The organism is Acidovorax sp., assembly GCF_022763525.1.
Taxonomy (GTDB): domain Bacteria; phylum Pseudomonadota; class Gammaproteobacteria; order Burkholderiales; family Burkholderiaceae_C; genus Acidovorax.
The window spans coordinates 1-22,541 of the sequence record NZ_JALEGG010000132.1; the positions used below are offsets into that span (position 1 = coordinate 1).

Annotated in this window: 19 protein-coding genes; 7 read left to right on the forward strand and 12 right to left on the reverse strand. The window is 67.3% G+C overall.

Annotation, left to right across the window (positions count from 1 at the left end; translation table 11 throughout):
* Positions 1 to 77 precede the first annotated feature (77 nt).
* Entirely contained in the window at positions 78 to 869 is a 792-nt protein-coding gene (locus tag MRY84_RS10220) for an SDR family oxidoreductase (protein ID WP_291505623.1), read from the reverse strand.
* A gap of 126 nt (positions 870 to 995) precedes the next feature.
* On the opposite strand from MRY84_RS10220, the gene MRY84_RS10225 reads away from it, so the two are divergent.
* Positions 996 to 1,907 carry an AraC family transcriptional regulator gene (locus tag MRY84_RS10225; protein WP_291505624.1) on the forward strand — a complete coding sequence of 304 codons (912 nt, stop codon included), beginning with the start codon at positions 996 to 998 and terminating at the stop codon, positions 1,905 to 1,907.
* 59 nt (positions 1,908 to 1,966) lie between these two features.
* On the opposite strand, the gene MRY84_RS10230 is transcribed toward MRY84_RS10225, so the two are convergent.
* The 4 genes from MRY84_RS10230 to MRY84_RS10245 are packed head-to-tail and all read right to left on the reverse strand — an operon-like array spanning position 1,967 to position 6,972.
* Positions 1,967 to 3,175, reverse strand: a complete 1,209-nt coding sequence (locus MRY84_RS10230) for a DUF1513 domain-containing protein (RefSeq protein WP_291505625.1) — start codon at positions 3,173 to 3,175, stop codon at positions 1,967 to 1,969.
* Positions 3,165 to 4,295: an imelysin family protein gene (locus MRY84_RS10235; RefSeq protein ID WP_291505626.1), complete on the reverse strand. Its 1,131-nt coding sequence runs from the start codon at positions 4,293 to 4,295 to the stop codon at positions 3,165 to 3,167. The genes MRY84_RS10230 and MRY84_RS10235 overlap by 11 nt, the downstream gene beginning before the upstream one ends.
* A complete protein-coding gene (locus tag MRY84_RS10240; protein WP_291505640.1) occupies positions 4,292 to 5,710 on the reverse strand; it encodes a di-heme oxidoredictase family protein in 1,419 nt (472 codons plus the stop codon). Before MRY84_RS10240 ends, MRY84_RS10235 begins: the two co-directional genes overlap by 4 nt.
* A gap of 41 nt (positions 5,711 to 5,751) precedes the next feature.
* Positions 5,752 to 6,972, reverse strand: coding sequence for an imelysin family protein (locus MRY84_RS10245; RefSeq protein ID WP_291505627.1), 1,221 nt, complete (start codon positions 6,970 to 6,972; stop codon positions 5,752 to 5,754).
* Between the two features lie 323 nt (positions 6,973 to 7,295).
* Between MRY84_RS10245 and MRY84_RS10250 the strand changes: the two genes are divergently transcribed.
* Positions 7,296 to 9,521 carry a PhoX family phosphatase gene (locus MRY84_RS10250; RefSeq protein WP_291505628.1) on the forward strand — a complete coding sequence of 742 codons (2,226 nt, stop codon included), beginning with the start codon at positions 7,296 to 7,298 and terminating at the stop codon, positions 9,519 to 9,521.
* 64 nt (positions 9,522 to 9,585) lie between these two features.
* On the opposite strand, the gene MRY84_RS10255 is transcribed toward MRY84_RS10250, so the two are convergent.
* The 3 genes from MRY84_RS10255 to MRY84_RS10265 all read right to left on the reverse strand — a co-directional run bounded on the left by MRY84_RS10255 (position 9,586) and on the right by MRY84_RS10265 (position 12,099).
* Complete coding sequence (locus tag MRY84_RS10255; protein WP_291505629.1) at positions 9,586 to 10,425, reverse strand: BPSS1780 family membrane protein; 840 nt, start codon at positions 10,423 to 10,425, stop codon at positions 9,586 to 9,588.
* A gap of 233 nt (positions 10,426 to 10,658) precedes the next feature.
* Positions 10,659 to 11,609 (reverse strand): homoserine kinase, encoded by a 951-nt coding sequence (locus MRY84_RS10260; protein ID WP_291505630.1) that lies wholly within the window; start codon positions 11,607 to 11,609, stop codon positions 10,659 to 10,661.
* 130 nt (positions 11,610 to 11,739) lie between these two features.
* On the reverse strand, positions 11,740 to 12,099 hold the full coding sequence (locus MRY84_RS10265; RefSeq protein WP_291505631.1) for a hypothetical protein: 360 nt from the start codon (positions 12,097 to 12,099) through the stop codon (positions 11,740 to 11,742).
* A gap of 220 nt (positions 12,100 to 12,319) precedes the next feature.
* Here MRY84_RS10265 and polA point away from each other — a divergent pair, with 220 nt between their 5' ends.
* Complete coding sequence (gene polA / locus MRY84_RS10270; protein WP_291505632.1) at positions 12,320 to 15,115, forward strand: DNA polymerase I; 2,796 nt, start codon at positions 12,320 to 12,322, stop codon at positions 15,113 to 15,115.
* A gap of 119 nt (positions 15,116 to 15,234) precedes the next feature.
* On the opposite strand, the gene MRY84_RS10275 is transcribed toward polA, so the two are convergent.
* The 3 genes from MRY84_RS10275 to MRY84_RS10285 are packed head-to-tail and all read right to left on the reverse strand — an operon-like array spanning position 15,235 to position 17,275.
* Positions 15,235 to 15,750: a universal stress protein gene (locus tag MRY84_RS10275; protein ID WP_363317523.1), complete on the reverse strand. Its 516-nt coding sequence runs from the start codon at positions 15,748 to 15,750 to the stop codon at positions 15,235 to 15,237.
* Positions 15,747 to 16,724 carry a TerC family protein gene (locus MRY84_RS10280; RefSeq protein WP_291505633.1) on the reverse strand — a complete coding sequence of 326 codons (978 nt, stop codon included), beginning with the start codon at positions 16,722 to 16,724 and terminating at the stop codon, positions 15,747 to 15,749. Before MRY84_RS10280 ends, MRY84_RS10275 begins: the two co-directional genes overlap by 4 nt.
* Positions 16,725 to 16,768: 44 nt before the next feature.
* Positions 16,769 to 17,275, reverse strand: coding sequence for a universal stress protein (locus MRY84_RS10285; protein ID WP_291505634.1), 507 nt, complete (start codon positions 17,273 to 17,275; stop codon positions 16,769 to 16,771).
* Positions 17,276 to 17,489: 214 nt separating this feature from the next.
* On the opposite strand from MRY84_RS10285, the gene MRY84_RS10290 reads away from it, so the two are divergent.
* From MRY84_RS10290 to MRY84_RS10305, 4 genes are all read left to right on the forward strand, one after another.
* The gene (locus MRY84_RS10290) at positions 17,490 to 18,374 is read left to right on the forward strand and encodes a LysR family transcriptional regulator (RefSeq protein ID WP_291505635.1); all 885 of its coding nucleotides are present in this window, start codon (positions 17,490 to 17,492) and stop codon (positions 18,372 to 18,374) included.
* 206 nt (positions 18,375 to 18,580) lie between these two features.
* Entirely contained in the window at positions 18,581 to 19,492 is a 912-nt protein-coding gene (gene yghU / locus MRY84_RS10295) for a glutathione-dependent disulfide-bond oxidoreductase (protein WP_291505636.1), read from the forward strand.
* Between the two features lie 21 nt (positions 19,493 to 19,513).
* Positions 19,514 to 20,146, forward strand: a complete 633-nt coding sequence (locus MRY84_RS10300) for a glutathione S-transferase (protein WP_291505637.1) — start codon at positions 19,514 to 19,516, stop codon at positions 20,144 to 20,146.
* A 162-nt stretch (positions 20,147 to 20,308) separates the two neighbouring features.
* A complete protein-coding gene (locus tag MRY84_RS10305; protein ID WP_291505638.1) occupies positions 20,309 to 21,235 on the forward strand; it encodes a LysR substrate-binding domain-containing protein in 927 nt (308 codons plus the stop codon).
* Between the two features lie 151 nt (positions 21,236 to 21,386).
* Here the strand turns inward: MRY84_RS10305 and MRY84_RS10310 are convergent.
* Positions 21,387 to 22,541: D-amino acid dehydrogenase (locus MRY84_RS10310; protein ID WP_291505639.1), on the reverse strand; the 1,155-nt coding region annotated here is incomplete at its 5' end.

The following is a 22,541-nucleotide window of genomic DNA, read 5'->3' on the forward strand; positions in this document are numbered from 1 at the left end:
CCGGGCGTTGAGAGCCAGGGGCGCTTTGAGTGGTAGAAAAAAATCGCTGCTGGCGCCCGCTGGATAAGCGCGAGATGCTATGGTTTTGATAGTTGCTTGCGTGGCTCGCTGAGACAGCCTTCTCCGCACACCGCCTCCGCCAGCGCCACCGCATCCGCCCCTGCCGCGTAGCGCAACCGCTGCGACGAATCGTTCACTGCCGTCCACACCGTCTCGGCCACATCCTGTGCGGTGGTGACTGCCCGCGTCTGCCCCAGTGCGGCGAAAACCGACTGCGCGTAGGCGGCGTAAGCCTCGGGGATCAGCCCTTGCATGCGCTCAGCGCCGTTGGCGGTGAATTGGGTGGTGGGGGCATAGCCGGGCTGGACCAGTTTCACGCGCACGCCAAAGGCTTGCAATTCCAGCGCCAGTGAGGCGGTGAACCCCTCGACAGCCGTCTTGCTGGCGGTGTAGGCCGCCACCAGGGGCATGGGTGCCAGCGTGGCACTGGAGGTCACGTTGACCACCAGGCCCGCGCCGCGCTGGCGCATCTGCGGCAGCACGGCGTGCGTCATGGCCAGGGTGCCGAAGGTGTTGGTCTCGAAGATCTCGCGCACGGTGGCCATGGGCGTGGCCTCGAAGGCACCGAACAGGCCCAGGCCCGCGTTGTTTACCAGCACGTCGATGGGTCCGGCATCCCGCAGGGCCTGGGCAATGCTGGTGGGCTGGGTCACGTCCAGCGGCAGCAAGCGCAGGCGCGGGGAAGCGGGCAGCACGCCGGTGCGCGGCGTGCGCATGGTTGCGATGACGTTCCAGCCCTGGGCGTGGAAATGCAGCGCAGTGGCCAGGCCGTAGCCGGATGAGCAGCCGGTGATGAGGATGGTTTTCATGGGTCGAGCTCCTGGGGATCGAAAGAAGAAGGGGGTTGCACGGGAAATCCGTGGGGACAACGATACCGGGCCAAAGCCGAACTATCTACAATAAATAGTCCACATTTAATTCGCAGGAGTCTTGTCTTGACCGACCCATTGGCCCAGGTGATCACGCTGTTGCGGCCGCGTGCGGTGTTCTCCAAGGTGATCAGCGGCGCGGGCGCCTGGGCTGTGCGCTACACCGAATTCGGCCAGCCCAGCTTCTGCGCCATGCTGGAAGGGCAGTGCCTGCTGGCGGTGGCGGGGCAGGAGGCAGTCACGCTCCAGGCAGGCGACTTTGTGCTGCTGCCGGCTACGCCGGGGTTCACGTTGTCGGCCCTGCAGCCGGGGGCCACCACGCCGCTGCTGCGCGACCCGCACGACCTGCCGCCGGTGCCCGAAGGGGAGCATGGGCTGCGCCACGGCACGCCCGAGGGCCCGCCGGACATGCGCATGCTGGGCGGCTACTTCGCATTCGAATCGGCCGATGCGGCGCTGCTGGTGTCGCTGCTGCCCGCACTGCTGCACGTGCGCGGCAGTGAGCGCCTGCTCACGCTGGTGCAGCTGGTGCGGCAAGAGTGCCTGGCCGCGCTGCCGGGGCGCGACCTGGTGCTGGAGCGATTGGTGGAGCTGCTGCTGATCGAAGCATTGCGCTCGGGCCAACACGAGGGCGCCCCGCCCGGCCTGCTGCGCGGGCTGGCCGATGCGCGCGTGGCCGTGGGACTGCGGCTGATGCACAGCGCCCCGGAGCGGGCGTGGACAGTGCAGGCGCTGGCGCGCGAGGCGGCGCTGTCGCGCTCGACCTTCTTCGAGCGGTTTTCGCGCGCCGTGGGCCTGCCGCCGATGGAATACCTGCTGGCCTGGCGCATGGCCCTGGCCAAGCAGTTGCTCAGCGCGGGACGGCTGGGCGTGGCCGATGTGGCAGAACGCGTGGGCTACAGCTCGGCCAGCACCTTCAGCACGGCGTTCAGCCGGCATGTGGGCGTTCCGCCCGGCCGCTTTGCGCGGCAGGGTTGAGAGAGATGCTATTTTTTATATAGCTTTCAGCGCTGGAACCTGTTTTTGCTCGAATTTCCTCAGCCCTGCCACGGCGCCGCCGTCACCCAGTGGTTGTCGAGCCGCGCGCCCTGCAGGCCGGCGCCGTGCGGGTGCATGAGCGGCGCTGGCGCCTGCGCGTTCTGCAGGCTGCCCGCCAGGCCGCCGGCCCACAGCACGCTGCCGTGCACGGCCAGGGGGCAGGCCTCGGGCAGCAGCACCAGGCCTTGCCATGTGCCCTGCAAGGAAAACAGGGCGATTCCATGCGCGCGGGGGCAGCTCACGGCCCAGCCGGTGGGTGTGGCGGCCATGCTGCCGCCGTAACCTTGCAGGCGGGGGGCCACGGGCTCGGGTGCAGCCACGGTGCGCAGCATGTTGCCGTCAAACAGCGCGAGCACGGGGGCGGCGTTTTTCAGCGCATGGTCGTCATGCTCGGCCTGCAGCGCAATGCCCAGCGTGTGGGCATCGGGGCTCCAGGCCAGGTGGCGCAGGCTGAGGCGCGGGTCGGCCTCCAGGCGCCATTGGCCGAGCTGGCGGCCGGTGCGCGCGTCCAGGCGCACGAGGGACGAGTCCATGGTGTGCAGCGCGCGCTTGGCGCGGCCGGTCTCGGGCGCGGTGGGCACGCCGCCGTTGGCGACGAGAAGGGTGGGTGCGCCGCTGGCGGTGTTGCGCATGTCCCAGACCAGTTCGTGCGCGTCGATGCCGTGGGTGGGCCACTCGGCCGTTTTTTCCAGCGTGCGCGCATCGCGCACAGCCACCCAGCTGGCGCCGGTGTCGGCGTCGGTTTCGGTGGTGTAGATCTGGCGGCCATCGGGGCTGGGCAGCACGTGGCCGTTGAAGCTGCGCGCACCGTCCTGCCACAACCATTGCGGCTCGGTGCCCTGGCCGGGCTGCCAGCGCACCAGCCAGTCGCCGGGGCGGCGGGCTGTGGCCAACACGGCGCCGCCTGGCAGCACGCACAAGCCGTGGGCGCGCGTCGGCACTCCCAGCGCGTCGTGGACCTGCAGCGCCTGCCCAGCGCCTTCCGTTGTGGATAGCAAGCCGATGTGGAAGCTGCCTTGGAGCTCCCAGGCCGCGGCCAGTTGCACACTGCTGCCCGGGTTGTGGGCCCACGCAGGGCGGGGGGTGAGCGCCCAGGCGCCCCAGCCTGCCAAGGCGAGCAGCGCGCGCCGACGTTGGCCCAGCGGTATGCCCGGGGCAGGGTGGAAGGCGCGCAGCGCCTCGGGGGGGCTGCCAGGTTCAGTCGCCATCCGCATCCGAGAAGCCGATGCTCACCTGCAGTGCAGGCGCCACCTCGGACTCGGCCAGGAACTTGAGCGCGGCCAGGTCCCGCGCGGTCTGCTGGATGGCGGCCTTGTTCTGCAGGCCGGACTTCTGCACCTGCGCCATCGATGCGTCCACCTTGTCGGTGGCCTGGCGCAGCTTGTCGGCCAGCGGGTTCAGGCCCTTGCCGCGCAGGTACATCTCCAGCGGCACCAGCGCCTCGCCAGCGGCGGGGATCTCCGCGTTGGCGGGCAGGGTGGTCAGGCTGCGCAGCCCGCCCCAGGTGGCGGCCCAGGCGGGCAGCGTACTGCCACTGGCGGTACGGGGGTAATCCGGCGTGCGTGCGCCAGATCCCGATCCGGCCGCGCGCAGCGGCTTGTCCATCTGCGCCCAGCGCAGGCGTTCGATGCCGCCCACCCACTGGTTCACAAACTCGCTGATGGCCTGGGTGGACTGCTCCTGCTCGCCTTCGGCGCCCCAGTCGGTGGTCGCCGCGTCGGCGTAGGCTTTGGCGAGCGCGGCGGATTCACGCGCCACATCTTGGGCCACTTCGTGCGCGTAGCTGCAAGCGGTGCTGCCGGGTTGGGCAGGGCGTGTCCACAGCAGCCATTCCAGCGCGGGCAGGCCCTTGGCGGGGGTTCCGATGCGCTCGAATGCCTTGGCGCCCTGGGGCTGGGCGACGATGGCTTTCTCGATCAGCGCCGGGCGGGTGGGCGTGAAGTCGATGGCGCGCTGGCTGCGGCGGGCGATAACGGGACCCACGGACACGGCGGACAACTGCTCCCATGCGCGGGCCGTGGCCTGCCAGGCGCTGCGCGTGGCGTCCAGCGCCGATTTGCCCTCGGCCGCGGGGGCCTGGCACAGCGTGGCCACGGCAGGCGCCAGAGCGCGGGCGTGGCGGTCAAAATTCTGTGCCCGAGGCAGGGCCCAGTGGCGGTAGATACCTTGCAGGGCGTGCACGGTGTCGTAGAAGGGCACGGCGTTGCGCTGCCAGCTCGGGGCGGAGGGGGCGCCCTGCGCTTGCCCGGTCGCTGGCAGCACCGCAGCGGCCAGGGCGGCCGCTGCGAGGCCGGTGCTCAGAATGCGCAAGGAAGCGTTCTTCTTCATAAAGACTCCACGAATTTCACCAGCGCATCGCGGTCGGCCTTCTTCATCTGGAGCACCTGGTCCCGGGCCGCTTCGGCCTCGCCGCCATGCCACAGGATGGCTTCGAGCACCCCGCGCGCGCGGCCGTCGTGCAGCAGGCGGGTGTGGCCGTTCACGTCCTTGATCAGGCCCGTGCCCCACAGCGGCGGCGTCTTCCACTGTCGGCCGTTGGCGCCAAAGTCGGGGCGGCCGTCGGCCAGGCGCTCGCCCATGTCGTGCAGCAGCAGGTCGGTGTAGGGCCAGATGCGCTGGCCATTCACGGCCTTGCTGGTCAGCTCGGGGAAAGGGCCGCCCTGCGTCACGTAGCTGGGCCGGTGGCAGGTGGCGCACTGGGCCTGGGCAAACAGTGCCTGGCCGCGCAGCACCTGCGCGTCGTTCACGTTGCGGCGCGCGGGCGGTGCCAGCGTGGCCTGGTAGAAGATCACGTCGGCCAGCGTCTTGTCGTCGATCTCCACCTCGGGCTGGCCGTGGGCTCCGGCGCTTTTGCCACTGGGCGCGGCCAGGCAGTCCTTCTGCACGGGAGTGCAGGCCTCCTGCGCGAAGTGCCGCGATGTGATGCCCATGTCGCCCAGGAACGCGCCGCCCGTCTGGTGCGCAATGGTGGCCACGTTGGCCTTCCAGCCGAAGCGCCCGACCATCATGCGGCCGGCAGGGCCGTCCCACACCTGGTTGGGCACGCCTTTGATGGGGCCGGGGGTGGCGGCCTGGTCGGCCGCGTTGGCGCGGATGTCGGCCTCGGCAATGGCTTCGAGCAGGCCCACGCCAATGATCTGCGGCGCGATGCGCGGGCTCACCATCACATCGGGATGCATGGGGCCGTAGCCCAGGTCGGCAAAACCGTACACCGGCTTATGCAGCGCGAAGGGCGTGCCGTCGGCGAACTTGCCGCGGATGGTCTCGTAGCGCAGGGTCACGCGGCCCTCGGGCTTGACGCCCTGGATGGCGGCGTTGTTGAACTGGTCGCCATAGGTGGGCTCGTGCACGGGCCCGCCGTGCGCTCCCGCGCCCGGAATCGACAGCCGGATGAGCAGCGCCACCGTCGGATCCTGCGTGGCCCCCAGCCGGTTGAAGATGGCGGGCGGCTCCCCCCGGCCGTCCTGCACGTGGCAGCCGCCGCACGAGCGCGCGATGAAGTGCGGGCCGAGGCCGTCGCGTACCTTGGTGGACGCAGGCGCCTCCACCCAGTTGCGGCGAAAGAACGAGTTGCCAATCGCGAACCGCGTGCGTTCCTCGTCCGTGAGATTGGCGGCCGGGAACGAGAAGGCATTGCGGCCCGTGGCGAACACGGTGGTGTCGCCGCCGGTCTTCTCGCCGAGCGGATCGGGTGGTGGCGCGGCCATCAGCGCCTGGAGGCCGAAGCCGCCCAGGGCAACCATGGCGGTGCCGGCCGCTGCCAGGCGCAGGGTGCGTGCGGTCGTCAAGGTTGCACCAGAGTGAGCTTGGTGATGCCGATCGCGTTGGCTGCGGCCACGAGGTCCTTGCTTTGCTGTGTGAGGCTGTCGATGGTCTTCTGGACACGCTGGCGGCCTGGGGCGTCCTTGCCGCCGATGATCTCGCGGTCGAACGGCGCCTGGATGCCTTCGGCCGCGGCCACCGACGCAGCGATCTGTTTGGTAGCCTTTTCGGCCAGCGCTGCATCCTTGGCGGCCACCAGGTCGCGCAGCGAAGGGCCTTGCAGCACCGAGCCATCGGCACGCTTGTACTGGCCCAGCCATACGTTCTGAATGCCCAGCGCGTTGGTCACGGCGTCACGGTGCGTGTTGTCGGAGAAGCACGAGTGCTCGTCTTCCTGGTCCTGGCTGTTCAAAGCCACCTCCAGGCGTTCGCCGGCGAGCTCGCCGCGCGAAAGCGAACCCAGGCCCACCAGCATCTTGCGGATCGACTCGTTACCGCCGCGCACGAACTTGGCGCGGTAGTTGTTCTTCGCATCTGGTGACCAGGCCTTCACCAATGAGCCGAGGTCGTCCATCAGCAGGTCGGTGACCACGTTCAGGTACTGGCGGCGACGGTCAGCGTTGGGTGCCTTGCCATCGACAAAGTCTTCAAAGCTGCGATTGCCCGGCCCGGTCTCGGACAGGTCCTGGCCCCACAGGAAGAACTCGATGGCATGCCAGCCAGTGGCAATGTTCTCCTCGCCGCCGCGCTCGTTCTGGGCCGCCAGGTTCTTCTTGGTGATGGCGAACTTGCGGTTGTTCACCAGGCCTGCGCCCGCCTTGCTCTGCACGCTGTCCACAAACGACTCGTCCATTGGCCACGCGTTGATGCGGCCTTCGGGACCGTTGTCGTTGTCGATCGGCCCACCGTAGAAGCGGAAGGCCTCGGTCTGGCCGTAGAACTCGCGCGCCCCGAGCCACGCCGTGCGCGCAGCAGCCAGCGTTTCGGGCGAAGGCTGGGCGGTGAACGCCTGGATCGCGGCGCGCAGCGCCTGTGCAGCGGACAGCGCATCGCTGTAGTTGGCGTGCACCAGCTGGGCGTAATGGGCCGCGACCGCGCTGGAGGTGACTGCTGCGGCCTGGGCGTGCGCCACCGCCGGTGCCGGGATGGCCGCGCTGCCGCTCTGGGCTGCGGCTTGGGTGCAGCCCAGGCACAGCGAGAGGGCGGACAGCAGGATGGATGGGGTGAGGGCAGGGCGGTTCATGCGAGGTCTCCGGAGCCGAGCGGCGCGGGCCACTGCAGCAACAGCTGCTGGCCTGCAGCCACGCTGCGGCGGGTGAACGGTGGGTCGCCGCACTGGCTGAAAAGCACCTGCGCCCGGCCTGCAATGCAGGGCGTGCGAGGCCGTGGCTGGGTGGGCGCGGGTGGGTTGTAGATTATACAAATGAAAGTGATTCGTATTTGTGCATCCGTTGGGGAGGGCTCAACGGAGCCCTGTCATCAAAGCGCCGCAAAAGCTTCATGGAGGTGTCACCCGGCGTTCCTACGCTCCCCTGGTTCTGTAACCAACAACCCCCGAGGAACCCCATGAACCACCGCGTGGACACGCCCGAGCAGGCGATCGACTTCAACAACGAGAACTCCAACCATTCCCCCAACCCCACCTTCGAGTCGGTGCTGGGTGCCCGCCTGTCTCGCCGGGGGTTGCTGCGCGGCGGCGTTGGCACCGTGGGCACCGGCCTGCTCGCCGGCTTTGGCGTGACGGCCTGCGGCGGCAGCGACGACCCGGCCCCGGCCGAGCCGCCCGCAGGCTCCAAGCTGCTGGGCTTCGGCGCCGTGGCCAAGAGCCTGGCCGATGCCGTGGCAGTGCCCGCCGGCTACACCGCGAGCGTGCTGTTCGCGCTGGGCGATCCGCTCGCTGCAGGTGTGCGCGCCTACAAGAACGATGGCACCGACACCGACTTTGACAAGCGTGCTGGCGACCACCACGACGGCATGGAATGGTTTGGCCTGGGCGCCGATGGCAAGCGCAACGACAACGCCACCGAGCGCGGCCTGCTGGCCATCAACCACGAAGCCACCACGGACGAGAAGCTTTCTTCGTTCTTCCTGCACGCCAACGGCGGCACCTCGACGCTGCCCCGCCCGGCCGCCGAAGTGGACAAGGAAACCGATGTCCACGGCATCGCCGTCATCGAAGTGGCCAAGTCTGGCGGCAAGTGGGCCTATGTGCCGGGTTCGGCGCTGAACTTCCGTCTGACCTCGCTCAGCCCGATCGAGATCGCCGGCCCCGCCCGGGGCAGCGCCCAGCTCATCACCAAATATTCGCCCACCGGCACGATGACCCGCGGCACGCTCAACAACTGCGGCACCGGCAAGACGCCGTGGGGCACCTTCCTGACTGGCGAAGAGAACTGGTTTGGCTACTTCACGCGTGGCGCTGCGGACGACGCGGCCCGTGGCAATGACAAGAGCGTGACGGCCCTCAAGCGCTATGGCCGCAGCCAGGGCGCTGCGTCGCGCCACGGCTGGGAAACCGGCGGTGCCGACGACAAGTACCAGCGCTGGAACAACAGCAAGACCGGTACCTCGGCCGACGGCAGCGACGACTACCGCAACGAGATGAACGGCATGGGCTACATCGTCGAAATCGACGCCTACGACAAGAGCCGCATGGCCAGGAAGCGCACGGCCCTGGGCCGCTTCGCGCACGAAAGTGCGGCCTTCGGCAAGGTCGAGGCCGGCAAGCCGCTGTCGGTGTACATGGGTGACGATTCGCGCGGCGAGTACATCTACAAGTTCGTCTCCACCGCGCTGTGGAGCGCGGCCGACGCCAATGCCGCCGACCGCATGGCCGTGGGCGACAAGTACCTGAACAACGGCAAGCTCTACGTGGCCAAGTTCAACAACGACGGCACCGGCAGCTGGATCGAACTGTCGCTGTCCAACGCCGCCATCAGCGGTTATGCCAACTACAAGTTCGCTGACGCGGCCGACATCGCCATCAACACCCGCCTCGCGGCCGACGCCGTGGGCGCCACCAAGATGGACCGCCCCGAGTGGAACGCCGTGAACCCCGCCAATGGCGAGATCTACTTCACACTGACCAACAACAGCGCCCGCAGCGTCAACCCCGGCAGCGGCCAGTACCTGCCCGATGCGGCCAACCCCCGTGCCTATACGGACATGAAGGGCACCTCGGCGCAGAACGGCAACCCCAACGGCCATCTGGTGCGCATGAAGGAAGGTGCTTCCGGCAGCAGCTTCACCTGGGACGTGTACCTGTTCGGCGCTGAAGCCGGTGCCGACAAGGCGATGGTCAACATCTCATCGCTCACGGCCGACCAGGACTTCTCCAGCCCCGATGGACTGGCCTTCAGCAAGGCCACCGGCATCTGCTGGATCCAGACCGACGACGGCGCCTACACCGACGTGACCAACTGCATGATGCTGGCCGCCGTGCCTGGCCAGGTGGGCGATGGTGCCAAGAAGACGCTGAGCTACACCAAGACCGACGGCAGCAAGCTGGACATCGTCACGCCCGTGGGCAAGGCCGCCACCGAAAGCACGCTCAAGCGCTTCCTGGTCGGCCCCAAGGGCAGCGAAATCACCGGCGTGGCCGAAACGCCCGACGGCAAGACCATCTTCGTGAACATCCAGCATCCCGGTGAAGCCACGGCCATGGCCAACGTGGGCGATGCCGCCAAGTACCAGAGCCAGTGGCCCGCCAACGCAGGCTACGGCGCTGGCAAGCGCCCGCGCTCGGCGACCATCGTCATCACCAAGAACGACGGTGGCGTGATCGGCAGCTGATCAGCAAGCCCGCCCGCAAAGCCCGCAGGCCCCAGGGTCTGCGGGCTTTTTCGTTCCCTCTTGTTCAGTGGGGTTCGGCGGGCGGGTTGCCCGGTGGCGGCGTCTCCCCGGGCGCCGGGGCGGGGGCCGACGGAGGCTCAAAACAATCGCGGAAGGTGTACACCACGGACGTGAAGAACATGGCGGCCATCATCAGCGCCGCGCCCACCATGATGCCGCCAGCCGCCGCGCTGGCCAGCCCCGCCGAGGCCAGCAGCGCGGACACCAGCGCCACCACCAGCCCGCCCAGCAGGAACACGCCCAGCCAGCCCAGGCCATACACCAAGAAGGCGCCGAAATTGCGCACACAGGCCACGATGCTGAAGAACAGGGCCTTGACGGGTGGGACCGCATGCCAGTGCACCAGCCCGGGCGCATGCCAGAACAGCAGCGACAGCGGCAGGTAAAGGACCATGGCCAACCACATCGCGCGCTGGAAGGCCGGGTCTTCGGCTACCTCCTTGGTCAGGGTGGCACCGCCCAGGTACACGCTGGCGAACTGCCCCCCGTCCAGCAGGGCCGAGAGGCCCATCACCGCCAGAAAGCCGACCGCATAAAGGGCGCCCAGCACCAGCATGTCGCGCAGCCGCTGCTGTCCGGTGCGAAACGCCACCAGCAAGACCGCGGGCGTGGGAAAACGCCCCTGCGATGCCTGGGCCGCGGCCACCATCATCGCCAGGGTGGCCGAGGGCAGCAGCATGAGCGCGACGGCCGGGCCAATCAGCGGAATGAGGCTGGCCAGCGACATCGCGGCCATGGTCATGAAGAAGAGCGCCGCCAGTGCCATGGGCTGCCGCCAGAACGTCCGGATGCCGAGCTTGACCCAGGCCATGCCGGTGGAGGCGGGGACGATGTGGAGTTTCATGGACGGTGCGCAAAAGAATGGTGAGAGGAGAGGCCACGCCTGCGCACGGATGGCAGGCGGAAGGCTGCCGCTGGCAGGGCAACAGCGTGGAATTTACCGCAGCGGGCCAATCCAGCCACCGCGCAAGGATTCGGCGCGCTCTAGCGCCAGCAAGCAGTGCCCATGGCGGGGCGTTTTGCGATAGCAGCTGCAGCGGCCCGGACTCAAGCGCTCCTGAACGCAGCCTGGGTGGCTCAGGCGCTCACGGGGTGTGCCACGCGGTGGCGCAGCACGCGCTCGAAGTGCGTGGGGTCGTGCGGCTTGAGCATGGACGCCTCGCGCGGCAGATAGAAATCCCACAGGCGCGAGATCCAGAACCGCAAAGCCCCGGCGCGCAGCATGGCGGGCAGCAGCTCGCGCTCGGCGGCGGTGAGCGGGCGCACGGCCTGGTAGGCGTCCAGCATGCGGGCCGCGCGGTCGGCATCGTGCGCCCCCGTGGGGAGGTCGATGCACCAGTCGTTCAGGCACACGGCCAGGTCGAACAGCCAGGTGTCCACGCCCGCGAAGTAAAAGTCGAAGAAGCCGGTGAGTTCCTCTCCGTCGAACATGACGTTGTCGCGGAACAGGTCGGCGTGCACCGGGCCGCGGGGCAGGGCCGCGTAGGCCGCGCTGGCGGCCACATGATTCTGGTAGGCGAGCTCGGCGCGCAGCAGCGCGGACTGCTCCGGGCCAATGTGCGGCAGCACGACTGGCACGGTCTCGTTCCACCAGGGCAGGCCGCGCAGGTTGGGCTGCTGGCGGTCGAAGCCACGGCCGGCCAGGTGCATGCGCGCCAGCATGGTGCCCACGGCCGCGCAGTGCACGCCGCCCGGCGCCAGCTGGCTCTTGCCGCGCAGCTTGTTCACCACGGCGGCGGGCTTGCCGCATACAGTGTGGAGGATGTCGCCGTTCTGGTCGGCGCGCGGGTCGGGCACGGGGATGCCGCCGTGCGCCAGGTGCTTCATCAGGTGCAGGTAAAACGGCAACTGCTCGGCCGTGAGCCGCTCGAACAGCGTCAGCACGAATTCGCCCTGGTCGCTGGTCAGGAAGTAGTTGGTGTTCTCGATGCCGCCTTCGATGCCGCGCAGGGCTACCAGCTCACCCAGTTGCAAACGGCGCAGTAGTTCGCGCGCCTCATCGTTGGAGACTTCGGTAAAGACGGCCATCGCTCGGGGTGTCGAAATTAAGAAGGGAAAAGGGGGAGTTCGGCAGACCGCTCAAGCCAACGTGCCGGTGCCGCAGCGGGCGGTAACGCAGAAAAGGCGGCGAAGAGTTGCGAGGTGCTGGCGAAGAAGCCTAGAACTTCATCACGTTCCACACGCGTGGCGCCGTGTTGGTCTCGGCGCCGTTGCGGCTGCCGGCGCGGCTGCGCGCACCATCGGGAGATTGCACCTCGTAGCCGGGCAGGTTGCCGGTCTTGGGCTGCACCGAGATGATCTGCGTCTGGCCGCCCACCCGCAGCTCATCCACGCGGCTGCCGTCGTCCTCGACGCGGATGCGTTCGGTGCGCTGGTTGTTGCGGCCCGAGAGTTGCTCTGGATCTTGTAGCTGCCCGCGCTGGTCGGTATTGCCCGCAGGGGCGTTTGAAGGCGTGGTTTGTGCCCACAGCGGAGTGGTGGTGAGGCCCAGCAGCAAAAGGAGTTGAACAGCGCGCATAGCGCCATTGTAGGCGGGCCTGTCATTGGCGTGCCTGCGTGGCGCCGTGCGGTGTCCGGGCTGCCTGGGGCGCGCGGCGGGGCCTGGCCGCGTCGCTTTGCAGGGGGTTTTTGGCGTGACCGCCTCCGCGCCCACGCATGCCCTCCAGGAGAACCCGGCCCTTCGGCGGGCTCCTGCAATGGCTGTCCCGCCCCGCCGCACGAGTGTGCACAATCGCCGGATGAGCAACAAAAAGACCCTGGTACTGGTGGATGGCTCCAGCTACCTCTACCGTGCCTACCACGCCATGCCCGACTTGCGGGCCGTGCCGGGCGACCCCACCAGCCCCGCCACCGGTGCCATCCGCGGCATGATCAACATGATGCAGGCGCTGCGCAAAGAAGTGCAGGCTGACTACGCCGCCTGCATCTTCGACGCCCCGGGCTCCACCTTCCGCGACGAGATCTACCCCGAATACAAGGCGCAGCGCGCGCCCATGCCCGACGACCTGCGTACGCAGATCGACCCCATCCACGAGGTCGTGCGCCTGCTGGGCTGGACCGTACTGGCCATCCCGGGCGTGGAGGCCGATGACGTGATCGGCACCCTGGCCGTCACTGCCGCGCAGCAGGGGATCGAGGTGATCGTCTCCAGCGGCGACAAGGACCTGAGCCAGCTGGTGGACGAGCACATCACCATCATCGACACCATGAACGGCAAGCGCCGCGACATCGCCGGCGTGACGGCCGAGTTTGGCGTGCCCCCGAGCCTGATGGTGGACTACCAGACCCTGGTGGGCGACGCCGTGGACAACGTGCCCGGCGTGCCCAAGGTGGGCCCCAAGACGGCCGCCAAGTGGCTGATGGAATACGGATCGCTCGACGCGCTGATGGCCCGCGCGCACGAGATCAAGGGCGTGGCCGGCGAGAACCTGCGCAACGCGCTGGGCTGGCTACCCACGGGCCGGCAGCTTGTCACCATCAAGACCGACTGCGACCTGGTGGAGCATGTGCTGGGCCTGCCCGCGCTGGACGCCGTGGCCATCGGCGAACCGCAGGCCGACGGGCTGCGGGCCTTTTACGAAAAGTACGGCTTCAAGGGTCTGGCCCGCGCACTGGGTGGTGGCGATGCATCTGCCACAGCGCCCACCCCCACCGTGGCCATGCCCGGCCAGAGCGGCGACCTCTTTGCCGACCACTCCGCCAGCAACGTGGCCCAGGAAGCGCAGCACCGCACCGTGGTCTACGACACCATCCTCAATTGGGCCGACTTCGACCATTGGCTGGAGCGCCTGCTCAAGGCCCCGCTCGTGGCGCTGGACACCGAGACCGACTCGCTCGACGAAGTGCGTGCGCAGATCGTGGGCATCTCCTTCAGCGTGCAGCCCGGCGAGGCGGCGTACATCCCGCTGGCCCATGTGGGCCCCGACGCGCCTGCGCAGCTGCCGCTGGATGAGGTGCTGGCCCGCCTCAAGCCCTGGCTGGAAGACCCCAAACATGCCAAGCTGGGCCAGCACATCAAATACGACCGCCATGTGTTCGCCAACCACGGCATCGAAGTGCAGGGCTATGCGCACGACACCATGCTGCAAAGCTACGTGCTCGAAGTGCACAAGCCCCACGGCCTGGCCAGCCTGGCCGAGCGCCACACCGGGCGCAAGGGCATCAGCTACGAAGACTTGTGCGGCAAGGGTGCGCACCAGATCCCCTTTGCCCAGGTGCCCGTGGACAAGGCCGCCGCCTACTCGTGCGAAGACTCCGACCAGACCCTGGACGTGCACCAGGCCCTGTGGCCCCTGCTGCAGGCCGACGACAAACTGCGCTTCATCTACGACCTGGAGATCGCCAGCAGCGAGGTGCTTTACCGCATCGAGCGCAATGGCGTGCTCATCGACGCTGCCACGCTGGCCAACCAGAGCCACGAACTGGGCCAGCGCATCCTGCAGCTGGAAACCGAGGCTTACGAAATTGCAGGCCAGCCCTTCAACCTGAGCAGCCCCAAGCAGCTGGGCGAAATCTTCTTCGACAAGCTGGGCATGCCGGTCGTGAAGAAGACCGCTACCGGCGCGCGCAGCACCGACGAGGAGGTGCTGGAAAAGCTGGCCGAGGACTACCCCCTGCCCGCCAAGCTGCTGGAGCACCGCAGCCTGTGCAAGCTCAAGGGCACCTACACCGACAAACTGGCCCAGCTGGCCCTGCCGCGCACCGGCCGCGTGCACACCCACTACGCGCAGGCCGTGGCTGTCACCGGCCGCCTGTCCAGCAACGACCCCAACCTGCAGAACATCCCCATCCGCACGCCCGAAGGCCGCCGCGTGCGCGAGGCATTCATCGCGCCGCCCGGCTGCGTGATCGCCAGCGCCGACTACTCCCAGATCGAGCTGCGCATCATGGCCCACCTGAGCGGCGACCACTCGCTGCTGCACGCCTTCCATGCGGGCCTGGACGTGCACCGCGCCACCGCCGCCGAAGTGTTTGGCGTGGAAGTGGACCAGGTGACGAGCGAGCAGCGCCGCTACGCCAAGGTCATCAACTTCGGCCTCATCTACGGCATGAGCAGCTTTGGGCTGGCCAAGAACCTGGGCATTGAAACCAAGGCCGCAGCCGCCTACATCGACCGCTACTTCCAGCGCTACCCGGGCGTGAAGCAGTACATGGATGAAACCAAGGCCTCCGCCAAGTCCATGGGCTATGTGGAAACCGTGTTCGGCCGGCGCCTCTATCTGCCCGAGATCAACTCGCCCAACGGCCCGCGCCGTGCGGGCGCCGAACGTGCGGCCATCAATGCGCCCATGCAGGGCACGGCAGCCGACCTCATCAAGATGGCCATGGTGGCCGTGCAAAAGGAACTGGATGCGCACAAGCCCGACATCAAGATGGTGCTGCAGGTGCACGATGAACTGGTGTTCGAGCTGCCCGAGGGCGAGGTGGACTGGCTCAAGAGCCACATCCCGCGCTTGATGGCCGAAGTGGCGGCGCTGAAGGTGCCGCTGCTGGCCGAGGTGGGGGTGGGGCCCAACTGGGACAAAGCGCACTGAGCTACGGCAGTAGCCGTGGCTGGAATTCTGATGTTTTTGGCCTCTAGCGCTTATCCATAAAGCGCTAGCAGCTATCATTTTTGATGAGTTGTTGCCAGGGCCGCGTGGTTGCGGCAGGCTCAGCGCACCACCAGCACGGGCCTGCGGGCCCGGTGAATCACCTGCTGCGCCACGGAGCCCAGCAGCACCGACTCTGCGGCCGTGCGCCCGTGCGAGCCGATGGCGATGCCGCGGCTGTCCAGGGCATCGGCCAGGCCGGTGATCTCTGTGGCGGCGTCTCCCATCACGGCATGCAGGCGCCATGGCAAGGCGGCCGCATCCAGCAACAGGCGGGCTTGCGTCAGGGCTGACCAGCCGCGCCGCTCCAGCTCGGTTTCTGCCGCTTCCTTGCTCAGCCAAGACTGCACGTGCACCACGTCGACCCCTGCTCCGGCCGCTGGCGCCAGCAGGCGTGCCAGCATGGCTACCGCCTGGAGCGAGCAGTCAGAACCATCCACGGCAACCAGCCAGCGAGACCCGGGTGCGCTCACTACCGCACCAGCGCCGTGCCAGGACACGGCGACCCGCCGGCCCATGCTGTCGCGGCGATCTTGGTGAGGCGTCGGCGGGGCCCGCGAGGTGTCTTCGTGGCTCATACGGCTCTCCCCGGGATTTTGTGGTGGGCCGAGAGCCTCAGACTGAGAAACACGGAGACCGCGATGATGGAACCTACGATCAACAGCGACCACTGAACGGGCATGTGGAACCACGGCATGGCCAGCATCTTTGCGCCGATGTAGATCAGCACCAGGGCCAACCCGTACTTGAGCAGGTGAAACCGCTGCGCCATGTCGGCCAGCAAAAAGTACAGCGCTCTCAAACCCATGACTGCAAAGATGTTGGACGTGAACACAATGAACGGGTCGGTGGTCACGGCAAAGATCGCCGGGATGCTGTCCACGGCAAACACCAGGTCGCTGGCTTCGATCATCATGAGCACCAGGAACATGGGTGTCGCGTAGCGCATGCCATCAATGCGCACAAAAAACGCCTGCCCGTGAAAGCCCGGCGTGATGCGCATGTGGCTGCGCAGCCATTGCAGCAGCGGGTTGCGGTCCAGGTCAGGCTTCTGGTCGGCCATGACCAGCATCTTGATGCCGGTGACCACAAGGAACAGCCCAAACAGGTACAGCACCCAGGTGAATTCGGACACCAGCCACACGCCGCCCAGGATCATGGCTGCACGCATGGCGATGGCGCCCAGCACGCCATACAGCAGCACCCGCCGCTGCAACTCCGCAGGCACGGCGAAGTAGGTGAAGATCATCACGAAGACGAACATGTTGTCGACTGACAGCGTCTGTTCGATGAGGTACCCCGTGAAGAACTCCAGCGCCTTGCGGTTGGCGATCTCGCGGCCGGCCGTGCCGTCCAGATACCACCACATCAGGGCGCCGAACGCGGTGGCAAGCGTCACCCATACCGTGGCCCAGCTTGCAGCCTCCTTGACCGAAACGCGGTGGGCCTTGTTGCCGCCAAGAACGAACAGGTCCAGGGCCAGCATGACCAGCACGAACAGGATGAACCCCGCCCACATGGGTCCGGTCGCCAAGGAGTCGAAGTGGGTCATGGTCCGGTCCCCCGCGAGCGCAGTCGGAGTGCAGCGGCATCACTTCAGCTGGCGGCCATCCAGAGCACGAGAATGCCTGCACCCACACCCGCAGGGATGCCAAACCGCTCCAGCTTCGATGCAGGCTCTCCAGCTATCACCTCCACCGGCACGGTGGTTCGCTCAATCACCTGGTTGGTGACCGATTGCTCGACCATGCGGACCAATGAGCTCTTGCGCCCCGTGCTCATCACGATGCAGTCGCACTGAAGCCGGCGCGCCATGTCGGCAATGCAGTCGGCCTTGTCGCCCACTTCAACGTGGACGGAATAGGGCACACCGGCGTCGTCAAGCGCCTGCCGCGCGGGCGCGAGCGCCAACGCAGCCTGCTCCTGATGGAGCTCCGCCCGATCACTCTTGCTGGAGAAGTCGCAAATGTGTTTGGAGAACGGTGCCTGTACGTTCAGCACATGGACCTCCAGGTCCCGGTTCTTGCGGTACTCGCTGATCACGTGGCGGATGCCGTGGTGCGAGTTGGCGGAGCCGTCGGTGGGAACAAGAACTCTCAACATGGCTGTCTCCTTCGCGTGGATCGTGGACGCTGCAACCCATGGCCGCAGCGGAACCTCTGCTGCCGCAGGGCATCCCGGATGCCTTCGTGTTCGCGCACCCGGCAGCCGGTGGGTTGCCACATGCCCCAGGGCCTTGAAAGAGACTCCACGATAGGGTTGTGGCGGTTTTATGGAAGCAGATAATGGAGAAGCGAAAGTTCTGAAAAATCTGACAATGGGTCCAGACTTCAGCTACCGCCATCTCTACTACTTCTGGGTCGTGGCCAAGGAAGGCGGCATGGCGCGCGCTGCCGAGCGGCTTGGTATTGCCGTGCAAACGGTGAGTACCCAGGTGCGCGAGCTGGAGCGCGCACTGGGCTATGCCCTTCTCAAGCCCGCAGGACGTGGCGTGGCTTTGACGGAGGCGGGGTTTGCCGCCATGCGCCAGGCCGAGCAGATCTTCCAACTCGGCGAACAGCTGCCAGCGGCACTGCGCGATGCCGTGGGCTCATCGGCGGTGCGCCTTGTCGTCGGGATCTCCGACCAGTTGCCCAAGCTGGCCGTCAAAAAGCTGATGCAACCGGTCATGCAAGAGCCGAACCTGCGCCTGTTGTGCCTGGTCGATGAGTTCGAGGATCTGCTGGGCGATCTGGCGCTGCATCGCATCGACGTCGTGCTGGCGGACCGTGCTGCGCCCCCCAATCCCAACCTCAAGATCTATAGCCATTCCCTGGGTACCTCGGCATTGGGGTGGTATGCGCCCGCACCCTTGTACGCAGCAGCCCGGCGAGGCTTCCCGCATTCATTGGCCAACGTCCCAGTGCTCCTGCCCACCACCCACGCTGCCGTGCGCACCAGGCTGGACCAGTGGTTCGAGCGGCGGGGAATCAAGCCCCACGTGGTGGGTGAATTTGAGGACAGTGCCCTGCTCAAGACTTTTGGCGCAGCAGGCATGGGCGTGTTCCCGATGGCGGGTCTGGTGCACGATGACCTCAAAGACCGGTATGGGGTGCGGCGGGTAGGTCCCTGTGACGGGGTCGCAGAGCAATTTTTTGCGATTGGGGCCCGCAAGAAGGTCTTGCATCCTTTGGTGGAGAGGTTGTTCCTGGCCCAGCGATAGGCCGGCGCAAAGCCACCGCCGCGCATCAGTGGCATGTGGCCGGTTGGGGCACGCTTTCTTGTCTGCGGGGGTGTCTCGCTGCACCCCTTAACCAGGGTCATGTGCGGGGAGGCCAGCAGCCGTCCCGAAGCGTCGATAAACTCCGGCGAAAGTCGGCCGTCTGGCCGCGCAGCCATCCCCCTCCCCATTGCCCAGGAGTTCTTCGCATGCCCGAAACCACCCCCTACACCCCGCCCGCCATCTGGCAATGGAACAAGGAAAACGGCGGCCAGTTCGCCAGCATCAACCGCCCCATTGCCGGGGCAACGCACGACAAGGAATTGCCCGTAGGCAAGCACCCGCTGCAGCTGTATTCGCTGGGCACGCCCAACGGCGTGAAAGTGACAGTGATGCTGGAAGAGCTGCTGGCGCTGGGCCACAGCGGGGCGGAGTACGACGCCTGGCTGATCCGCATCAACGAAGGCGAGCAGTTCGGCAGCGGGTTTGTGGCGGTGAATCCCAACTCCAAGATCCCCGCGCTGCTGGACCGTACCGACCCCGCCCACCCGGTGCGGGTGTTCGAATCGGGCGCCATTCTGTTGTATCTGGCCGAGAAGTTCGGCAGCGCCTTTTTGCCCAAGGAGGGCGCGGCGAGGGCGGAGTGCCTGTCGTGGCTGTTCTGGCAGATGGGCAGTGCGCCGTTTGTCGGGGGCGGGTTCGGGCACTTCTACGCCTATGCGCCGGTGAAGATCGAGTACGCGATCGATCGCTATGCCATGGAGACCAAGCGCCAGCTCGATGTGCTGAACCAGCGCCTGGCCGAGAACGAGTATGTGGCGGGCAGCGAGTACACGGTGGCGGACATCGCCATCTGGCCCTGGTATGGGCTGATGGTGAAAGGCCAGGCCTACAACGCGGGTGAGTTCTTGCAAGTGCATGAGTACACGCACTTGCTGCGCTGGGCCGAGCAGGTGGCCAAGCGGCCGGCGGTGCAGCGCGGGCGCAAGGTGAACCGCGTCAATGGCGACCCCGCGAGCCAGTTGCGCGAGCGGCATGACGCCAGCGACTTTGATACCAAGACGCAGGACAAGATGGAGGCGGCCGCGGCTGCCAGCGCATCGTCGTCACCCGCCCGCTGAGTGTTTTGCAAAGGCGCCACCATGATCACCTTGTACGACTGCGCCACGGCGCCCAGCCCGCGCCGCGCGCGCATCCTGCTCGCCGAGAAGGGTGTGGCCCACGACACCGTGCAGGTGGACCTGAAAAGCGGCGAGCAGCTGGGCGAGGCCTACCGCCGCATCAACCCCCAGTGCACGGTGCCTGCGCTGCGCACCGACGATGGTCTGCTCTTGGCCGACAACGCGGCCATCACCGCGTATGTGGAGGCACGCTGGCCCGATCCACCCCTGCTGGGCGCAACGCCCGCTGAAAAAGCCGAGATCGCGAGCTGGAACTGGCGTGTGGAGTTCGAAGGCCTGCTCGCCATTGCAGAGGCGTTGCGCAACAGCTCGCCCGCCATGGCCAACCGCGCGCTGCCCGGCGCGGTCGACTACCCGCAAATCCCGGCCCTGGCCGAGCGGGGGCTGGCGCGGGTGGCGCAGTTCTTCCTCCTGCTGAACGAGCGCCTGGCCGGGCGCGAGTTCATCGCTACCGACCGCTTCAGCGTGGCGGACATCACGGCGGTGGTGGCGGTGGACTTTGCGCGGGTGGTCAAGCACAAGCCGGGCGAGCAGCACCCGCACCTGCTGCGCTGGCGCGCGGCGATGGCGGAGCGGCCGTCGATGGCGTTGTAGTGCCGGAGGTGTTTGCGCTGAGCTTGCCGAAGTGCTCGTGCACAGGGCGTGCCTCGGCTTCGACAGATGTAATCCGAACGACGGATGGTGGTTGCTGCAGCCCGCTTGCAATGGGTACATGCAACGATTGCGCATTCGGCCCATTCCTTGCATCGTTGCAGCATGCGTCTTCGTCACATTGAAGTTTTCAACGCCGTCATGCTCACCGGCAGCGTGAGTGCGGCGGCCCGTCTCATCAACGTCACCCAGCCGGCGGTCAGCCGCATCCTGGCGCATGCGGAACTGCAGCTGGGCTTTCCGCTGTTTCACCGGCTCAAGGGCAAGCTGGTGCCCACCACCGAGGCCCAAACCCTGTATCCGCACATCGAGCGCCTCTTCACGCAGCTCGACGATGTGCAGCGCCTGGCCAAGAGCCTGAAGGGCGACCAGCGCGAGGGGGAGCTGCACATCCTGAGTGTGCTCGCGCTGAGCTATGAAGTGCTGCCGCGCGCGTTGCGCTTCTTTCGGCAGAAGCACCCGGACGTGAAGGTCACCATCGATGCGCTGCACTCGCCGCAGATCGTTTCGGCCCTGGTGCTGCAGGAGGCGGATGTAGGCTTTGTTTTCAGCTCCATTGCCCACCCCGCGCTCACGCAGGAGCAACTGGCCGATGGCCGAATGGTGTGTGTGGCGCCCAAGGGCATGCTCGGGGCGGCCTTGGTGAATGCGGGTGTAGTGCACCTGGCCGATCTGGCCGACACACCGGTGGTGCGGCTCGATGTGCGCGACCCCATCGGCACGGTGGTCAGCCATGCGTGCCGGGAGGCCGGGGTGGGCCTGCAGACGGCGCTCACGGTGCAGACCTACCACGCTGCGCTGGCCCTGGCGCACCACGGCCACGCGGTGGCGGTGGTCGACGCCTGCACGGCTGCATCGGCGGATCGCAGCAAGGTGGACGTCCTGGCGCTGGCACCGCGCATTGCCGTCCCCATCCAGTCTTTGCGCACGGTCAACCGACCCAGCTCGTTGCTGGCCAGTGCCATGACCCAATGCATGCGCCAGGCGGTGGTCGAGACGCTGGAATCGGTGGGCCTGCGAGAGGCCGAATAGCGCTTTGATTCGAGCGGCTCCAACTTATCTGAAGCCGTTCACGCTGAGCTTGTCGAAGCGCGGCGAAAGGCTTTGACAAGCTCAGCCGATGGGGTGGTTGAAGCTGAACGATGCAGGGGCAACATCGAGGCTGTCGCCTGTCCGTTGCATGTCAAGCCGCTGTTGCCACCTGCTCGGCCACCTGCGCCGCCGTGCCAAAGGCCAGCGTGAAGCCCAGCGCGCCGTGGCCGGTGTTCAGGAGCAGGTTGTCCGGGGCGTGTGGATGCCTTCCCACCAGCGGCACACCTGTGGGCGTGGCCGGCCGCATGCCGGTCCAGGGCTGCAGTTCTCCGGCATCGCCGCAGCCCGGAAACAGCGCGGCAGTGGCCTCGCGCAGGCTGTGGATGCGCGCTGGCGGAATGCGGTCATCGTGCCCCACCAGCTCGGCCATGCCCGCCACGCGCAGGCGCTGGCCGATGCGCGCAAAGACCACTTTGCGCGCTGCGTCGGTCACGTTGACGCGGGGTGCGGCGGCACTGGCTTTGGCCACGTCGAGCGTGATGCTGTAGCCCTTGAGGGGATAGACGGGCAGGCGAAAGCCCAGCGTGTTTGCCGCCTGGTGGCTGGCGCTGCCCAGGGCCAGCACGAACTGCTGCGCCTCGAGCTCGCCCGCGCTGGTCTTGACGGCGGAAATGCGCCGTGCGTGGTGCGCGAAGCCCTGCACGCGCGCGCCCAGCACAAACCGCACCCCGCGATCGGCCAGCAGCTTCTGCAGGCCCTGGCACACCGCCAGGCAATCGGCCGCGCATTCGCTCTGGGTGTAGATGGCACCCACGATGTGGCGCTGGTAGTGCGCCAGGGCGGGCTCAATGTCCACACACCGCTGGGCGGACACGGCCTCCTGCGGGCTGCCCCAGGGCTGCTGCAGCGCCATCTGCCGGCGGGCTGCGTCCAGGCCGGCCTGCGTGTCGTACAGCACCAGCTTGCCGGTGCGCGAAAAATCGCACGGGAGTTGCTCAGCCTGCAGCATGGCTTCAAAGCGGTGGCGGCTCAGCGCGGCCAGCGCCAGCAGGCGTTGCGTGCTGCGCTCGGACGTGTTTCGGTTGCAGGCGCGCAGAAACTCCAGGCCCCAGCGCCACTGGTGCGTATCCCACTGCGGGCGCAGCTTGAGCGGCGAGCGAGGCGAGAGCAACAGCCGCGGCAACTGGCGCCAGATGCTGGCGTCGGCCAGGGGCTGCACATAGCTGTAGCTGAGTTGCGCACCATTGCCGCCGCTGGCGCCCGCGCCGGGCTGGGCCTGGTCGATCACGGTCACCTCGATGCCGCG

What these genes read in the sequence shown, in the direction of transcription:
- MRY84_RS10220 (WP_291505623.1), bottom strand. Translation starts at nt 869, where the DNA reads ATGAAAACCATCCTCATCACCGGCTGCTCATCCGGCTACGGCCTGGCC.
- MRY84_RS10250 (WP_291505628.1), top strand. Translation starts at nt 7,296, where the DNA reads ATGAACCACCGCGTGGACACGCCCGAGCAGGCGATCGACTTCAACAAC.
- yghU (WP_291505636.1), top strand. Translation starts at nt 18,581, where the DNA reads ATGCCCGAAACCACCCCCTACACCCCGCCCGCCATCTGGCAATGGAAC.
- MRY84_RS10275 (WP_363317523.1), bottom strand. Translation starts at nt 15,750, where the DNA reads ATGAGCCACGAAGACACCTCGCGGGCCCCGCCGACGCCTCACCAAGAT.
- MRY84_RS10230 (WP_291505625.1), bottom strand. Translation starts at nt 3,175, where the DNA reads ATGGCGACTGAACCTGGCAGCCCCCCCGAGGCGCTGCGCGCCTTCCAC.
- MRY84_RS10255 (WP_291505629.1), bottom strand. Translation starts at nt 10,425, where the DNA reads ATGAAACTCCACATCGTCCCCGCCTCCACCGGCATGGCCTGGGTCAAG.
- MRY84_RS10235 (WP_291505626.1), bottom strand. Translation starts at nt 4,295, where the DNA reads ATGAAGAAGAACGCTTCCTTGCGCATTCTGAGCACCGGCCTCGCAGCG.
- MRY84_RS10245 (WP_291505627.1), bottom strand. Translation starts at nt 6,972, where the DNA reads ATGAACCGCCCTGCCCTCACCCCATCCATCCTGCTGTCCGCCCTCTCG.
- MRY84_RS10305 (WP_291505638.1), top strand. Translation starts at nt 20,309, where the DNA reads ATGCGTCTTCGTCACATTGAAGTTTTCAACGCCGTCATGCTCACCGGC.
- MRY84_RS10260 (WP_291505630.1), bottom strand. Translation starts at nt 11,609, where the DNA reads ATGGCCGTCTTTACCGAAGTCTCCAACGATGAGGCGCGCGAACTACTG.
- MRY84_RS10240 (WP_291505640.1), bottom strand. Translation starts at nt 5,710, where the DNA reads ATGGTTGCCCTGGGCGGCTTCGGCCTCCAGGCGCTGATGGCCGCGCCA.
- polA (WP_291505632.1), top strand. Translation starts at nt 12,320, where the DNA reads ATGAGCAACAAAAAGACCCTGGTACTGGTGGATGGCTCCAGCTACCTC.
- MRY84_RS10285 (WP_291505634.1), bottom strand. Translation starts at nt 17,275, where the DNA reads ATGTTGAGAGTTCTTGTTCCCACCGACGGCTCCGCCAACTCGCACCAC.
- MRY84_RS10280 (WP_291505633.1), bottom strand. Translation starts at nt 16,724, where the DNA reads ATGACCCACTTCGACTCCTTGGCGACCGGACCCATGTGGGCGGGGTTC.
- MRY84_RS10300 (WP_291505637.1), top strand. Translation starts at nt 19,514, where the DNA reads ATGATCACCTTGTACGACTGCGCCACGGCGCCCAGCCCGCGCCGCGCG.
- MRY84_RS10290 (WP_291505635.1), top strand. Translation starts at nt 17,490, where the DNA reads ATGGGTCCAGACTTCAGCTACCGCCATCTCTACTACTTCTGGGTCGTG.
- MRY84_RS10265 (WP_291505631.1), bottom strand. Translation starts at nt 12,099, where the DNA reads ATGCGCGCTGTTCAACTCCTTTTGCTGCTGGGCCTCACCACCACTCCG.